The following is a 14,409-nucleotide window of genomic DNA, read 5'->3' as shown; positions in this document are numbered from 1 at the left end:
ATATGGTTGCCTATGAGTCGCGGCGTGGATGAGGACCTGCTGTTCCGTGCGCTCGCCGATCCCGTCCGCCGTCAGTTGCTGGACCGGCTGCGCGCGGCGCAGGGGCTGACGCTGGCCGTCCTGATCGACGGACTGCCGATGACCCGGCAGGGCGCCTCCAAGCACCTCGCCATGCTGGAGGCGGCGAACCTCGTCGCGGTTGTGCGGCGGGGACGGGAGAAACTGCATTACCTGAACCCCGTGCCGATCCAGCAGATCGCGGCGCGCTGGATCGGGGCGTTCGAGGCGGATCGCGTGGCCGGTCTCGTCGAGTTCAAGCGGAGGATCGAAGAGGATGGACAAGCCTGATCTGGTCTACATCGCCTTCATCGCGACCGATGTCGAAAAACTCTGGCGCTTGCTCACCAGCGAGGCGGACAGCCCGTTCTGGTTCTTCGGCTGCCGGATCGAGATCGGCGGGGCGGCGGGTGGTCCCTACCGGGTCCTGGGCCCGGACGGCGCGCTGGCGGTCGATGGCGAAATCCTCGCGATCGAACCGCCGCATCGCCTGCGCATCCTCTGGCGGATGCCCGGCAATCCGCTGGGCGAGGGCCGCCAGAACGAGATCCAATATCGCATCGAGCCCGCGACCGAAGGCGTCGTGAAGCTCAGCGTGTCGGAATTTCACCACCTGCCGGTGCCCGATGCCTGGCAGGAGGCGGGTCGCGAGGGTTGGTCCAAGATTCTCTCGGCGCTCAAGACCTTATGCGAAACCGGGCGGCCCCTGCCGCTTGCCATGGGAGAACAACCGTGAGCGATTCGGACTATGTCTATGTCGTTTATATCCGCGCGTCGGCCCAGTCGGTGTGGGACGCACTGACCGACGGCCGTTCCACCGCCGCCTTCTGGTATGGTCGCACCAACGAATCGGGCTGGCGGAAGGGCGATACCGTCATCTTCCGGCGCCCGGATGGCGGCATCGATTTTTCCGGCGAGGTGTTCGAGGCCGATCCGCCTCACCGGCTCTCCCACGGCTTTCTCCATCCTGCGCCGGGACCGATGCATGATGAAGGGGATACGCGCGTGACCTACGACATCGTCGAGGTGGGCGGTGGCGCTGTACGGCTGACGATGACGCATTCCGGCTTCGTCGAGGGCAGCATCATCCGCCCCGGCGTCGCGAGGGGTTGGCCCGTGATCCTGTCGGGCCTCAAGTCTCTGCTGGAGACCGGCGAACCGCTGCCGGACCGGCTCGACCTGGATCATGTCGTGGAGTGCGATCCGGCCTAAAGGCTGATCAGCGCCGGGATCAGCTCGTTCCAGTGATTGATCAGCCGGTCGGCGCCGAGCTCTTCCGGCGGCCGGTCGTGGAACCCGAAGCTGAGCGCGACGCACGGCAGCCCGGCCGCCTTGGCCGTGTCGGTATCGGTGATCGAATCGCCGACGAACACCGCCGGGCCTTCGCCGCCGGATCGCTCGATCGCGGCGAAGAGCGGGGCCGGATCGGGTTTGCGCACGTCCAGCGTGTCGCCGCCGACCACGGCGGCGAAGCGGCTCTCCCAGCCCATCGCCTTCAGAAAGCGGTGGGTCAGCCCTTCGAGCTTGTTGGTGCAGATCGCGATCGTCACGCCGTTCGCCACCAGCGCGTCCAGCGTCTCTTCGACGCCTTCGAACGGGTGCGAATGATCGGCGATATGCTCTTCATAATAAGCGATGAAGAGAGGGAATCCCTGTTCGACCAGTGCCTCCGAAACCTCGCCCGTCGCCGCCAGCCCCTTGCGCAGCAACGCGCGTGCGCCGTGGCCGACCATGTGGCGCACGTCCTCCGCCGGGATCGGCTCGCGCCCCAACTCGCGCATCGCGTGGTTGAGCGCAGCGGTGAGATCCGGCGCGGTATCGGCGAGGGTGCCGTCGAGATCGAACACGACGGTGCGGAAGCGGTGCGTGGCCATAAGCGGACCGCATGGCGAAGGCGGCTGGAACTGGCAAGCCGCCCGTGGCATTTCCCGCGCCATGACCGAGCACGCCACCCCAGCACCGTTTGCCACCGTGATCCTCGCCGCCGGCAAGGGCACGCGCATGAAGTCCGACACGCACAAGGTGCTGCACCCGATCGCTGGGCGGCCGATGCTGTCGCATCTGCTGGCGAGCGTCGAGGCGCTCGGGCCGGTGGCGGAGGTGATCGTTGTCGGCCATGGCCGCGAGCAGATCGAGAAGGCGGTCGCCGAGCGTGGCGCCCGGGTAGCGACGCAGGAACCGCAGCTCGGCACCGGCCATGCGGTCCAGCAGGCCGAGGCGTCGCTGGAAGGCTTCGAGGGCGACATCCTCATCCTCTACGGTGATGTGCCGATGGTGCCGACCGAGACGATGGCGCGGATGCTGGAGAGGCTGCACGCCGAAGATGCGCCTGCCGTCGTGGTGTTGGGCTTCCGTCCGCCGGTGCCCGGCGCCTATGGCCGGGTGATCGCCGACGAGACGGGCGTTATATCCAAGATGGTCGAGGCCAAGGATGCCACGAGCGAGGAATATGCCGTAACCCTCTGCAATTCCGGGCTGATGGCGGTGCGCTCGGCCGATCTATGGCCGCTGCTGGCGCGGGTCGGCAACGACAATGCGGCGGACGAATATTATCTCGTCGACATCGTCAACCTGGCGCAGGCGGACGGCCGCAAGTCGGCGGTGATCGAGACCGAGGCGTGGGAAGTGGCGGGCGTCAACAGCCGCGCCGAGCTTGCCGGGGTCGAGGCCGAATGGCAGGGCCGCCGTCGGGCGCAGGCGATGGCGGACGGCGTCACACTCGTCGCGCCTGAGACTGTGTGGTTCGCCTACGACACGGTGGTCGGCCGCGACGTCACGATCGAGCAGAACGTCGTCTTCGCCCCCGGCGTGACGGTGGCGGATGGCGCCGTGATCCGTGCCTTCACCCATCTGGAGAAGGCCGAGATCGGCGCTGGTGCGCTGATCGGCCCCTATGCCCGCCTGCGGCCCGGCGCGAAGATCGGCACCAAGGCGCATATCGGCAATTTCGTCGAGGTGAAGAACGTGACGGTGGGCGAGGGCGCCAAGGCCAACCACCTGACCTATCTGGGCGATGGCGAGGTCGGCGCAGGGGCGAACATCGGCGCGGGCACGATTTTCTGCAACTATGACGGCTTCCTCAAATACCGGACGATCGTCGGCGAGGGGGCTTTCATCGGCTCCAACAGCGCGCTGGTGGCGCCGGTGACGATCGGCAAGGGCGCGATCGTTGCGGCGGGCGCGGTGGTGACGAAGGACGTGGCGCCCGAGGCGCTGGCGCTGGTCCGCCCCAACCAGGAGGAAAAGCCCGGCTGGGCCACTCGCTTCCGCGCCCGCATGAGCGAGCGCAAGAAGAGCGGCGGCTGAGCCTGTTCAGCATCGATCAATCGCTCTAGGGACTAGGGCGACGGCAGGGTCGGCCAATCTTTCTCGGGGTTGTTTCCATGTGCGGAATCATCGGAATTCTCGGAACCGAAGCGGTCGCGCCGCGCCTGCTGGCGGGGCTGCGCCGGCTCGAATATCGCGGCTATGACTCGGCCGGCATCGCGACCGATCATGACGGCCTGATCGATCGCCGCCGCGCCGCCGGCAAGCTCGACAACCTGGCGAAGGTACTCGAGGATCAGCCGCTGCCCGGTACCACTGGCATCGCGCACACCCGCTGGGCGACCCACGGCGCGCCGACCGAGGACAATGCCCACCCCCACGCCACCGACGAGGTGGCCGTCGTCCACAACGGCATCATCGAGAATTTCAAGCCGCTGCGCGACGAACTGATCGCGCGCGGCCGGGTGTTCAAGTCGCAGACCGATACCGAAGTGGTCTGCCACCTGATCTCCGAGCAGGTGGAGAAGGGGCTCGATCCGGTCGAGGCGGTGCGCGTGACGCTCAAACGCCTGCACGGCGCCTTCGCGCTCGCCATCCTGTTCCGCTCCAACCCGGATTTGCTGATCGGCGCGCGGCTGGGCTCGCCGCTGGTCGTCGGCTTCGGCGAGACCGAGAGCTATCTGGGCTCCGACGCTCTGGCGCTGGCACCGCTCACCCAGCGCATCTGCTATCTGGAGGAGGGCGACTGGTGCGTGCTCACCCGCGACGGCACCACGGTCTACGATCGCGACGATCAGCCGGTCGAGCGCCCCGTCATACTCTCGGGCGCGAGCGACGTCACCATCTCCAAGGGCAACCACCGCCACTTCATGCTCAAGGAGATTTACGAGCAGCCGATCGTGGTCGCGCAGACCTTGCGTGCCTATGTCCGCGGGTTCGAGGGGCAGGTTTCGCTGCCGACCGAGGATTTCGATCTGTCGTCGGTGCGGCGCGTCACCATCGTCGCGTGCGGCACCAGTTTCTATGCCGGCATGGTCGCCAAATACTGGTTCGAGCAGTTCGCCCGCGTGCCCGTCGACATCGATGTGGCGAGCGAGTTCCGCTATCGCGAGCCTGTGATGGAGGAGGGCGGCCTCGCCCTCTTCATCTCGCAGTCGGGCGAAACGGCGGACACGCTGGCGGCGCTGCGCCACGCGCGGGCCAACGGGCAGAAGATCGCGGTGGTGGTCAACGTGCCGACCTCCACCATGGCGCGCGAGGCGGACCTGCTGCTCGCCACCCATGCCGGGCCGGAGATCGGCGTCGCCTCGACCAAGGCCTTCACCTGCCAGCTGGCGGTGCTGGCGACCTTCGCCGCCAATCTGGCGCGCGCCAAGGGGCGGCTGAGCGCCGACGAGGAGCGCAACATCGTCCGCCATCTTTCGGAGGCGCCCGCCGCTCTGAACGGCGCGCTCGCCTATGACGAGGCGATCGAGGCGATGGCGCCGATGATCGCCAAGGCGCGGGACGTGCTCTATCTCGGGCGCGGGCCGGACTATCCGCTGGCGCTGGAAGGCGCGCTGAAGCTCAAGGAAATCAGCTACATCCACGCCGAGGGCTATGCCGCGGGCGAGATGAAGCACGGCCCGATCGCGCTGATCGACGAGAATGTGCCGGTGATCGTGCTGGCCCCGTCCGGCCCGCTGTTCGAGAAGACCGTCTCCAACATGCAGGAGGTGCAGGCGCGCGGTGGGCAGGTGGTGCTGATCTCCGACTATGACGGGGTGGAGCAGGCCGGCGAGGGCTGCATCGCCACTATCACCATGCCCAAGGTCCATCCGCTGATCGCGCCGCTGGTGTATGCGATCCCGGTGCAGCTGCTGGCCTATCATGTGGCGGTGGCCAAGGGCACCGACGTCGATCAGCCTCGCAACCTCGCGAAGAGCGTAACGGTGGAGTGAGCCTAATGCCCTCTCCCCTTCAGGGGAGAGGGAGGGGATCCGCCGCGAAGCGGTGAGGAGGGGAGGGGGACGCCAGTGCTCGGCTTCGCCTCGCCCCCTCTCCCAACCCTCTCCCCTGAAGGGGAGAGGGCTTACCGCCTGTCGAACGCTTCCCGCGCTGCCTCCACCTTGCCGAAATTGTCCTCCGCCCAGATCCACACGCCGCAGAAGGCCACGCCGAGGCTTTGGCCGAGTTCGGTGAGGCGATAGTCCACGCGCGGCGGGATTACCGGGTGGACGGTGCGCGTCACCATGCCGTCGCGCTCCATCTGGCGGAGCGTCTGGGTCAGCATCTTCTGGCTGATGCCGGGGACCTGCCGGCCGAGTTGGGTGAAGCGCAGTTCCTCATGCTCGGTCAGCGTCTCGAGGATGATCATCGTCCACTTGTCGGCGACGCGGCCGATCAGATCGTTGACCAGCGCCTCGACACGCGGATCGCATTGCGTCGGTGGAGTGTTCTCCGCGATGCGACGCGCGCGGCGGATGGTGGCATCGTCGAAGGGCAGGCTCGACATCGGGTCGCTCTCTTTCGGGTAAGTATAAATCTTGTCGGTGCCTTCTACCCATCGGAAAGTGGCGGACTACATCCGCGCCATCAATTCTGCGAAGGAGCAGTCCCATGAAGAACCAGGGCAACACGATCCTCATCACCGGCGGCGGATCGGGCATCGGCGAGGCGCTGGCGCATCGCTTCCACGATGCCGGCAACACCGTGATCGTCGCGGGACGCCGGCAGGACGTGCTCGACAAGGCGATCGAAGGCCGCGCGAACATGCACGCGCTGACGCTCGACGTGGAGAGCGCGGAGGGCGTCGCCGATTTCGCCAAGCGGCTGCTCGCGGCGCATCCCGCGCTCAACGTGGTGATCAACAATGCCGGCATCATGCGCTTCGAGGATGTCACGAAGTCGCGCGATCTCGCCGATGCCGAGGCGACGATCACCACCAACCTGCTCGGCCCGATCCGCATCCTCGACGCGCTGATCGATCATCTGGTGGCGCAGGACGATGCGGCGATCGTCAACGTGACGTCGGGCCTCGCCTTCGTGCCGATGACCGTGGCGCCGACCTATTGCGCGACCAAGGCGGCAATCCATTCCTATACGATCGCGCTGCGCGAGGAGCTGAAGGGCAGGGTCGAGGTGATCGAGCTGGTGCCGCCGGCGGTGCAGACCGGCCTCACGCCGGGCCAGGAGACTCGTCCGGGCTATCAGCCGCTCGACGAATTCACCGACCAGGTGATGGTAAAGTTCATGCAGCAGCCGACGCCGAGGGAGATCGTGGTCAATCGTGCCGTCGCCCTGCGTTCGGCGGAGGCGGAGGGCCGCTTCGACGAGACGCTGACCCAGCTCAACGCCTTCGCGAAGCAGGCGCGCGAAGGGCAAAACTGAGGCACGCAAAAAGGGGCGCGAAGCGGTGTGCTTCGCGCCCCTTTTGCCGGGAAGGTCAGGCGACCGACAGCACCAGCTTGGCGCCGTTGTGGACGAGGTGGGAATAGGGGCACACCACGTCCGCCGCTGCGACCAGTTCCTCCGCCGTCGCGCGATCGACGCCCGGGATCGCGACGCTGAGCGCGATGTCGAGGCCGAAACCCTGGCCGTCCTCACGCGGGCCGATGCCGACCGAGGCGGTGACGGTGGTGGCCTCGTCGATCTTCACTTTCTTCTGCCCGGCGACATACTTCAGCGCGCCCAGGAAGCAGGCCGAATAACCGGCCGCGAACAGCTGCTCCGGATTGGTGCCGTCACCGCCGGCGCCGCCCAGCTCCTTCACCGTATCGAGCGTGACCGACAGCCGACCGTCCGCCGTCTTCGAGGTGCCGGTGCGGCCGCCGGTGGAGGTGGCTTCGGTGCGATACAGGATGGTCATGGCGAGTCTCCTTGGATTATTTCGCGATAATCGTTATCGCGATAATTACCAGGTGGACGTGTGCGACCGGCTTGTAAAGAGAGAAATTTATCGCGATATCGATTTTCGTGAAAAAATTTTGGAAGAGGCCGGAGATGCGCCGATGAACGGACCCATTCCCCCGCTCGGACTGGACGATCAGCTCTGCTACGCCGTCTATTCGGCAGGGATCGCGATCAATCGCGCGTATCGCCCGCTGCTGGACGAGCTGGGGATCACCTATCCCCAATATCTCGTGCTGCTCGCGCTGTGGGAGCAGGATGGGCAGACGATCGGCGCGATCGCTGAGCGACTGGCACTGGAGTCCAGCACAATCACGCCGCTGGTGAAAAGGCTGGAGGCAGGTGGGCTGCTCACGCGAGAGCGCAACCCGGCGGACGAACGGCAGGTGTTCGTGCGGCTGACCGACAAGGGACGCGAGATGCAGGAGCGCAGCACGTGCCTTGCGGAGCGGTTGCTGGAGAGATCCGGCCTTACGGTGCCCGATCTCCAGCGGCTGAACATGCAGGTAAAAGCTCTGAGGGATGCGTTGGCGGAGTAATGCCCTCTCTCGCTTGGGAGAGGGAGGGGACCCGACGCGAAGCGGTGGGGAGGATGAGGGCCTGTTGGCAGGCGCGGCGGTCGCCTCATGCCCTCACCCAACTCCGACTAGGCAGCAAGCTGCCAAGTCTTCGTATCCCTCTCCCGCTCAGCGGAAGAGGGCTTGTCGTCAAGGCCTGAACTTCGCGTCCGTCAGCGCAGCTTCACCCTTGAGCGCGGCGTCGCCGGCATGGTGGCCGATCGCCACGGCATAGCGGCCGCCCGCCAAATGCCAGCCGCGCGCCGTCTCGTCCCACGCCGCGAGCGTCCGGCGCTCGGCGGTCAGCGTCACGTGCCTGGTCTCGCCCGGCTGCAGCGTCACGCGCTCGAAGCCCGCGAGGCGCGCCTGGGTACCGCCCGCCGGCGGCGTCACATAAAGCTGCGGCACGTCGGCGCCCGCGACCTTGCCGCTGTTGGTGACGTCGAAGGAGACGGTGAGCGTCGCGCCGCCCGTCACTTTCAGGTTGGCGTAGGCGAAATGCGTGTAGGAGAGGCCGAAGCCGAACGGGAAGAGCGGCGTCTCGCCTTTCTTCGCGTACCAGCGATAGCCGGCGTCGGCGCCCTCCGGATAATCGACCGGGAAACTGTCCATCTTGCCGCCCGGCGATCCGGCATTGGCGGCGGCGTCATTCTGCGCAGTGAGGGCGAGGCCGACCGGCTCCGGACGCGGCGCCTGGCCGGCGGCGGCGGGGAAGGTGATCGGCAGGCGGCCCGAGGGGTTCACCTTGCCGAACAGGATATTGGCGATCGCCTCGCCGCCCTTCTGCCCCGGATACCAGGCGGCGAGCACCGCCGGCACCTTGCCCAGCCACGGCATCAGCACCGGGCCGCCGGTTTCCAGCACCACCGCCGTCTTCGGGTTGGCGGCGGCGACGGCCGCGATCAGCGCGTCCTGATCGTCGGGGAGGGAGAGGGTGGTGATGTCCTCCGCCTCCGTGCGCCACTGGGTCGCGAAGATCAGGGCGATGTCGGCGGACTTGGCAGCGGCAGCAGCGGCTTGCGCGTCGCTGCCGTCGACATAGATCACCTCGGCGCCCGGATTGAGCGCCTGCACCGCCTTCAACGGCGACGAATTGTGCCAGGTCGTGCGCGCGAAGCTGGCGGCGGGGCCGCCCTTGAGCGGAATCTCCACCGGCACGCCGCCGGTCGAGCGCACCTGCGAGGAGCCGCCGCCCGACAGCACACCGACATCGGCATGGCCGCCGATGATGACGATCTTCTTTGCGGTCGCCGCCAGCGGCAGGATATTGCCCTCGTTACGGAGCAGCACGATGCCTTCCTCGGCCGCCTTCTGCGCGACCAGCGCATGGGCGTCGGTGTCGATGGGCTGCACCATCTGCGGCGAGGGATCGTCGTAGAGGCCGCTCTCGATCACGCCGGTCAGGATGTTGCGTACCATCGCGTCGAGCCGGGCTTGCGGCACGCTGCCCTTGGCCACCGCCGCACGCAGCTTGTCGCGGAACCAGTCGCCGTCGTCCAGCTCGCCGCCCGAATCCTGATCAAGGCCGGCATTTGCGGCCTTCTCGGTCGAGTGGACGGCGCCCCAGTCGGACATCACCCAGCCCTTGTAGCCCCAGTCGCCGCGCAGCACGTTGGTCAGCGTCTCGTGGCTCTCGCAGCCATGATCGCCGTTGATGATGTTGTAGGAGCACATCACCGATCCGGGCCGGCCCTTCTCGATGCCGATCTGGAAAGCGAGCAGGTCGCTCTCGTGCAGCGCGGACTGGCCGATCCGCGCGTCATAGACCATGCGGCCGGTCTCCTGCGCGTTCAGCACGTAATGCTTGATTGTCGAGACGATGTGGTTGCTCTGCACGCCCTTGATGTGCGCGCCGACCATGATGCCGGAGAGCAGGGGATCCTCGCCGAGATATTCGAAGTCGCGCCCGCCCCACGGATCGCGGGTGAGGTTGGTGCCGCCCGCCAGCAGCACGTTGAAGCGCTTGGCGCGCGCCTCCGCGCCGATCATGGCGCCGCCCTCGTAGGCGACCTCGGGATCGAAGCTTGCGGCGGTGGCGAGGCTGGCGGGGAGCGCGGTGGCGGTGTCGCCCTTGCGCTGCTCGACCTGGTTGGCAACGCCGAGGCTGGCATCGCTCTCGCGCAGTGTCGGGATGCCGAGGCGCGGGATGCCGACCATCTCGCCGGCGGACGGGATCATGTCGGTCGGCGCGCCGGGCTTGCCGGTGGAAAGCGGCGGGAACCAGGTGCGGACCAGCTGGAACTTCTCGTCCGGCGTCATTGCCTTCACCAGCGCGGCGGCGCGGGCCTCGGGCGAGAGCGTGCGATCGAGCCAGGGCTTGGCGGGCGCCGCCGCTATGGCGGGGGCGGAAAGGCTGAGCGCGATGCCGGACAGGAGAACGGTACGCAGGGCAGGTCGGGTCGCGCGCATATTACCTCTCAGGTGCGATGATATTGGTCGATGAGGGAACGGTGGTCGGGCAGCGCCTGCAGCGCGGCCTGTGCCGACTGGCGGACCTTGCCGAAGGCGGCGATCGCCTCGCGCGCCCGTGTCGGATCGGCGGCCAGCGCACCCTTGCCGGCGTCCGTCTCGTAGCCGAGGCCGTGGAGGATGTAGGCCCAGCTCGGCGGCAGGAAGGTCTCGAAATCGACAACGAAATCGAAGCGTGAGGCCAAACGATGGCGCCATTGCGCCAGCTTGTCCTTCAGGCCCTCGGGCCAGCTCGCCGGATCGGTGTTGTCGCGCCAATAGGCGGTGTCGGCGCGGCGGCTGACGCAATAATGGAGCTTGAGGAACTCGACGATCGCCTCGAAGCGGGCGGACATGTGGCGGTTGAAGCCGCGCGCCGAGGCCTCCAGCGCGGCCTTGTCGACTGGGCCGCGCAGCATGTCGGCGACCATCCGCGCGGCGACCTCGATCAGCATGATGCCGGTCGATTCCAGCGGCTCGAAGAAGCCAGCGGATAGCCCGATGGCGACGGTGTTGCCGATCCACTGCCTTGTCCGATAGCCGGTGCGGAATTTCAGCAGGCGGGTGTTGAGCGTCGCGCCCTGCGGACCGGCATAGCGGCGGATCACCTGCTCGGCCTCGTCGTCCGACATGTGGCGGCTCGAATAGACGTAGCCGGTGCCGCGCCGCGTCGGCAGGCCGATGTCCCATATCCAGCCGGCCTCGTGCGCGGTGGCGCGGGTATAAGGGGCGATCGGCTGGCCCGGCCGCTCGTCGGGCACCTGCATCGCGATTGCGCGATCGTTGAACAGCACGTCCTCGACGGACTTGAACGGCGCGCCGAGCGTGTCGCCGATCAGCAGCGCGCGGAAGCCCGAGCAGTCGATGAAGAGGTCGCCCTCGATGCTCTGTCCGTCGGAAAGCGCCAGCGAGGCGATGTCTCCATCCTCGCGGCGCGCGACGGTCGCGACGGTTCCCTCGATCCGGGCGATGCCGTTGGCCGTCGAAACCTCGCGCAGCCACGCGGCCAGCTTCCCGGCGTCGAAATGATAGGCGTAGTTCATCGGGCCCGAGAAATCGGGGTCCTCGCGCCGCTTCGGCCCCTTGTCGGCGCGGATCAGCCGCTCCTGCACGGTGACGGCGTCGGCGTAGGACGGGCGCGCCGGATCGGGCGCGCTGTCCAGCCAGTAAGGCAGCAGCCCCGGCGTGTCGCCGCCGAAGGGCAAGTTGAACGGGTGGAAATAATCGTCGGCGTTGGAGCCCGGCGTCGGGCCGCCTGCCCATCCGACGAAGCGCACGCCCTGCTTGAAGGTCGCATCGCTGGCGCGGAGGAATTCGGCCTCGGATCGGCCGAGCGTGGCCAGTGTGCTGCGCAGCGACGGGAAGCTGCCCTCGCCGACGCCGATCGTGCCGATTTCGGATGATTCGACGAGCGTGATCGCCCAGCCGTTCGCCTGATCGGTGGAGGGGAGCGCCCGGGAGAGATAGGCGGCGGTCAGCCACCCGGCGGTCCCACCGCCCACGATCACGATGCGCTTGCCCATGATGTCTTCGACCTTCTTCATCTGTGGAGAGAGGTCGCCTTTTTCCGAAGAAAATGCGGCCACCGCCAGAGACATCCAGCGATGGCCGCGAGTGCCCGGCTCACGCGAGCCGGGCAGGGGGAAGCCTTAGAACTTGGCCCGGACGCGCACGCCCCAGGTGCGCGGCGGCTCGTAATTGGACAGGAACACCGTCGGCTGCGGCGGCGACGCGGTCGGGCCGGAGACGCTGGCGCCCGTACGGATGCGCTTGTCGGTGACGTTGAGCGAGAAGGCCTCGATCTCGTACCGGTCGTCCGGCGAGGCGTAGGTCAGGCCGAGATCGATCTTGGCATAGGCCTTCTGCTTGTCGAACGCGGTGCCGAAGTTCAGGTCGACATGGTTTGGATCGGTCCCCGGGCCGCCGTAGCGGGAGGCATCGTCGCCGTTGAAGTAGCTCAGCCAGCTACGCGTCTCGTAATGCACCGTACCGCGCGGCGTGATGCGAGCGCCGTTGGCGAGCTCGAAATCATGCTCGTAGGTGGTGGTCATCGAGAAGTGCGGTGCGTGCGGAAGCTCGTTGCCCTTCAGGTTTTCCAGGCCACGGAGCGGCAGGCCGTCCTTGACGTCCGGGCCCAGATAGAGCCGGCCGTCCTGCGTGATCAGGCTGTCGAACTTGGTGTGCTGGTAGGTGCCCGCGAAGGTCACGCGATCCAGCCGCGTCAGGTTCGCGGTCAGCTCGGCCTCGAAGCCGTAGGCCTTGGCGCCCTTGGCGTTAGTGGTGACGATCTGGCTGCCGGTGATGTTGCCGGACGTATCGACCGTCGTCACCGCCTGGTTGACCTGATAGCCCTTGAAGTCCTCGTAATAGGCCGCGAGGTTCAGGGTGGCGTGGCCGCCGAACAGCTTCGATTTCGAGCCGACCTCGTAGTTGGTCAGCGTCTCGGGGCCGGCGAGCAGGCCGCCATCCTCGATGTTGCCGGACTTGAAGCCGGTGCTGACCGATCCGTAGACCAGAGTGCCGGGCGTCACCTGCGCGTCGGCGCGGGCCAGCCAGGTCACTTTGTTCCACTTGCCGTGGGTGTCGTTGGGCGAGATGCCCCACAGATTGCCGTAGCCGAGCGCAGTGCTCTGCGCGTTGAGCGCGTTCACCACGTCCTGCGCGTTGCCGGCGCCATTGAGATCGATGTTGAAGATGCCCGGAATGTTCGGCGTGTTGTAGCAGTTCGGGTTGCCGTCGTTGGGCGCTCCGCAATAGGTGATGTTGCGGCCGCCGATGTCCTTCTTCTTGTCGGACGTGTAGCGGATGCCGCCGGTCAGGTTGATCCAGTTGTTGACGTGCCAGATCGCCTGGCCGAACGCGGCGCGCGAGTCGATCTCGCGGTCCGCCTGGATGAAGGTGCCGGCCCAGTTGAAGGTGCCGTCGCGGTAGCCGTTGCGCTGATCGATGTCGAAACGGATCTTGTTGACTTCGTGGCTGTAGTAACCGCCGAGGATCCAGTCGATCGTGTTGTGGCCGGTCGACTTCAGCTGGAGTTCGTGGCTCCAAAAGTCGTAGCGCGAGTAAGAGGTGCGGTTCTCGCCGAAAGCCCCGTTCGGCAGCTGGAGCGCGCCCGTATCGTCGATAAAGGGCAGGTGCGCGCCGGCATCCGCATCCGAATCCGCCGTGCCGCCGACCCGCGAGAAGCCCGCGATATACGCCGCCTCGATATGATCGGAGACGTCATAGGTCATGTTGGAGCGGACGCTCCACGAATAGCGATCCGTCTCCGGCGCGGTATCGACCGAGGCGGACCAGAACTTCTGGCCGGCGCGCGGGGTCTGCATAAGCGACAGGATCGGCGAACCGGTGTCCTTGTAATATTCGCCGTTCAGGTTCCACTTGAAGCGGCCGAGATCCCAGCGGCCCGACACGCGGAACGACTTCTGGTCGCCGGCATAATATTTCTTGCCGCCGGTCACGAAGGCCGACGCATTGACGCCGGTAACGTTCGGCGCCGGCTGATAATCAATATAGCCGTCATGGCGATCGGTGATGAAGGCGGCGCGCAGCGCGAAATTGTCGGTCACCGGGATGTTGATCATCCCCTTGACGCCGAAGCGGTTGTAGGAGCCGCCCACGGCCTCGACGTTGGCGTGGAAGCCGTCGAAGGTCGGCTTGGCGGTGACCATGTTGATCGCGCCGACGGTCGCGTTACGGCCGAACAAAGTGCCCTGCGGGCCGCGCAGCACTTCGACGCGCTCCATGTCGTAGAGCAGCACGGAGGCGCCCTGCGCACGGGCCGAATAGAGGCCGTCGATGTAGATCGCGACTTCGGGGTCGGCGACCTCGGTATAGGCGCTGTCGTTGCCGATGCCGCGCATGGTGAGCAGGATGCCGCCCTGATCGCCCTGCTGGGCGAAGTGCAGGCTGGGCACGAAATCGGCGAGACCGGTGACGTCCTTCACCTGCTGCTTGTCGAGGCTGGCCTGGCTGAAGGCGGAAATGGCGATCGGGGTGCGCTGCAGGCTGGTCTCGCGCTTGGTGGCGGTGACGACGATGTCCTGCACCTGGCCGCTGTCCGCGGCCGGCGCCGGAGCGGCGACCGGCGCGGCATCCTGTGCGAAAGCGGCGGACGTGAAGATAAGAGAAGCCACGAGCGCCGTGCTCGCGGCAAGACTATGCCGGGTCATGCATCCCTCCCAGAGTTCAC

13 protein-coding genes are annotated in these 14,409 nt (G+C 66.9%); 7 read left to right on the top strand and 6 right to left on the bottom strand.

Annotated elements, in window-relative coordinates:
- Nucleotides 1-24 precede the first annotated feature (24 nt).
- Genes HZF05_RS18710 through HZF05_RS18700 form a run of 3 tightly spaced genes read left to right on the top strand, consistent with a single transcriptional unit; the run spans nt 25 to nt 1,269 of the window.
- Nucleotides 25-348 (top strand): metalloregulator ArsR/SmtB family transcription factor, encoded by a 324-nt coding sequence (locus tag HZF05_RS18710; RefSeq protein ID WP_160364006.1) that lies wholly within the window; start codon nt 25-27, stop codon nt 346-348.
- The gene (locus HZF05_RS18705) at nt 335-793 is read left to right on the top strand and encodes an SRPBCC domain-containing protein (RefSeq protein WP_160364005.1); all 459 of its coding nucleotides are present in this window, start codon (nt 335-337) and stop codon (nt 791-793) included. Before HZF05_RS18710 ends, HZF05_RS18705 begins: the two co-directional genes overlap by 14 nt.
- A complete protein-coding gene (locus HZF05_RS18700) occupies nt 790-1,269 on the top strand; it encodes an SRPBCC domain-containing protein (protein ID WP_160364004.1) in 480 nt (159 codons plus the stop codon). Before HZF05_RS18705 ends, HZF05_RS18700 begins: the two co-directional genes overlap by 4 nt.
- Here HZF05_RS18700 and gph read toward each other — a convergent pair.
- The gene (gene gph / locus HZF05_RS18695) at nt 1,266-1,931 is read right to left on the bottom strand and encodes a phosphoglycolate phosphatase (protein WP_160364003.1); all 666 of its coding nucleotides are present in this window, start codon (nt 1,929-1,931) and stop codon (nt 1,266-1,268) included. The genes HZF05_RS18700 and gph overlap by 4 nt on opposite strands.
- A 61-nt stretch (nt 1,932-1,992) precedes the next feature.
- Between gph and glmU the strand changes: the two genes are divergently transcribed.
- Complete coding sequence (gene glmU, locus HZF05_RS18690; protein ID WP_160364522.1) at nt 1,993-3,363, top strand: bifunctional UDP-N-acetylglucosamine diphosphorylase/glucosamine-1-phosphate N-acetyltransferase GlmU; 1,371 nt, start codon at nt 1,993-1,995, stop codon at nt 3,361-3,363.
- Nucleotides 3,364-3,440: 77 nt separating this feature from the next.
- Nucleotides 3,441-5,264, top strand: coding sequence for a glutamine--fructose-6-phosphate transaminase (isomerizing) (gene glmS, locus HZF05_RS18685; protein WP_160364002.1), 1,824 nt, complete (start codon nt 3,441-3,443; stop codon nt 5,262-5,264).
- Nucleotides 5,265-5,395: 131 nt separating this feature from the next.
- On the opposite strand, the gene HZF05_RS18680 is transcribed toward glmS, so the two are convergent.
- Entirely contained in the window at nt 5,396-5,818 is a 423-nt protein-coding gene (locus HZF05_RS18680; protein ID WP_160364001.1) for a winged helix-turn-helix transcriptional regulator, read from the bottom strand.
- Nucleotides 5,819-5,922: 104 nt separating this feature from the next.
- On the opposite strand from HZF05_RS18680, the gene HZF05_RS18675 reads away from it, so the two are divergent.
- Entirely contained in the window at nt 5,923-6,693 is a 771-nt protein-coding gene (locus tag HZF05_RS18675) for an SDR family oxidoreductase (RefSeq protein WP_160364000.1), read from the top strand.
- A 55-nt stretch (nt 6,694-6,748) separates the two neighbouring features.
- Here the strand turns inward: HZF05_RS18675 and HZF05_RS18670 are convergent, their stop codons facing one another.
- Nucleotides 6,749-7,171, bottom strand: a complete 423-nt coding sequence (locus HZF05_RS18670; RefSeq protein WP_160363999.1) for an organic hydroperoxide resistance protein — start codon at nt 7,169-7,171, stop codon at nt 6,749-6,751.
- A gap of 142 nt (nt 7,172-7,313) precedes the next feature.
- Between HZF05_RS18670 and HZF05_RS18665 the strand changes: the two genes are divergently transcribed.
- Complete coding sequence (locus HZF05_RS18665) at nt 7,314-7,751, top strand: MarR family winged helix-turn-helix transcriptional regulator (protein ID WP_181638938.1); 438 nt, start codon at nt 7,314-7,316, stop codon at nt 7,749-7,751.
- 168 nt (nt 7,752-7,919) lie between these two features.
- On the opposite strand, the gene HZF05_RS18660 is transcribed toward HZF05_RS18665, so the two are convergent.
- The 3 genes from HZF05_RS18660 to HZF05_RS18650 form a co-directional block, all read right to left on the bottom strand.
- The gene (locus tag HZF05_RS18660) at nt 7,920-10,178 is read right to left on the bottom strand and encodes a beta-glucosidase family protein (protein WP_160363998.1); all 2,259 of its coding nucleotides are present in this window, start codon (nt 10,176-10,178) and stop codon (nt 7,920-7,922) included.
- A gap of 8 nt (nt 10,179-10,186) precedes the next feature.
- Nucleotides 10,187-11,761, bottom strand: a complete 1,575-nt coding sequence (locus HZF05_RS18655) for a tryptophan halogenase family protein (protein WP_246332091.1) — start codon at nt 11,759-11,761, stop codon at nt 10,187-10,189.
- 105 nt (nt 11,762-11,866) lie between these two features.
- The gene (locus HZF05_RS18650) at nt 11,867-14,389 is read right to left on the bottom strand and encodes a TonB-dependent receptor (protein WP_160363997.1); all 2,523 of its coding nucleotides are present in this window, start codon (nt 14,387-14,389) and stop codon (nt 11,867-11,869) included.
- Between the last annotated feature and the right edge of the window lie 20 nt (nt 14,390-14,409).

This window comes from Sphingomonas chungangi (assembly GCF_013778325.1).
Classification (GTDB): domain Bacteria; phylum Pseudomonadota; class Alphaproteobacteria; order Sphingomonadales; family Sphingomonadaceae; genus Solisphingomonas; species Solisphingomonas chungangi.
This window is presented reverse-complemented; position numbering and strand designations above follow the sequence as displayed.

Coding starts and splice junctions, on each gene's coding strand:
- HZF05_RS18705 (WP_160364005.1), top strand. CDS start 335: ATGGACAAGCCTGATCTGGTCTACATCGCCTTCATCGCGACCGATGTC.
- gph (WP_160364003.1), bottom strand. CDS start 1,931: ATGGCCACGCACCGCTTCCGCACCGTCGTGTTCGATCTCGACGGCACC.
- glmU (WP_160364522.1), top strand. CDS start 1,993: ATGACCGAGCACGCCACCCCAGCACCGTTTGCCACCGTGATCCTCGCC.
- glmS (WP_160364002.1), top strand. CDS start 3,441: ATGTGCGGAATCATCGGAATTCTCGGAACCGAAGCGGTCGCGCCGCGC.
- HZF05_RS18680 (WP_160364001.1), bottom strand. CDS start 5,818: ATGTCGAGCCTGCCCTTCGACGATGCCACCATCCGCCGCGCGCGTCGC.
- HZF05_RS18675 (WP_160364000.1), top strand. CDS start 5,923: ATGAAGAACCAGGGCAACACGATCCTCATCACCGGCGGCGGATCGGGC.
- HZF05_RS18670 (WP_160363999.1), bottom strand. CDS start 7,171: ATGACCATCCTGTATCGCACCGAAGCCACCTCCACCGGCGGCCGCACC.
- HZF05_RS18665 (WP_181638938.1), top strand. CDS start 7,314: ATGAACGGACCCATTCCCCCGCTCGGACTGGACGATCAGCTCTGCTAC.
- HZF05_RS18660 (WP_160363998.1), bottom strand. CDS start 10,178: ATGCGCGCGACCCGACCTGCCCTGCGTACCGTTCTCCTGTCCGGCATC.
- HZF05_RS18655 (WP_246332091.1), bottom strand. CDS start 11,761: ATGAAGAAGGTCGAAGACATCATGGGCAAGCGCATCGTGATCGTGGGC.
- HZF05_RS18650 (WP_160363997.1), bottom strand. CDS start 14,389: ATGACCCGGCATAGTCTTGCCGCGAGCACGGCGCTCGTGGCTTCTCTT.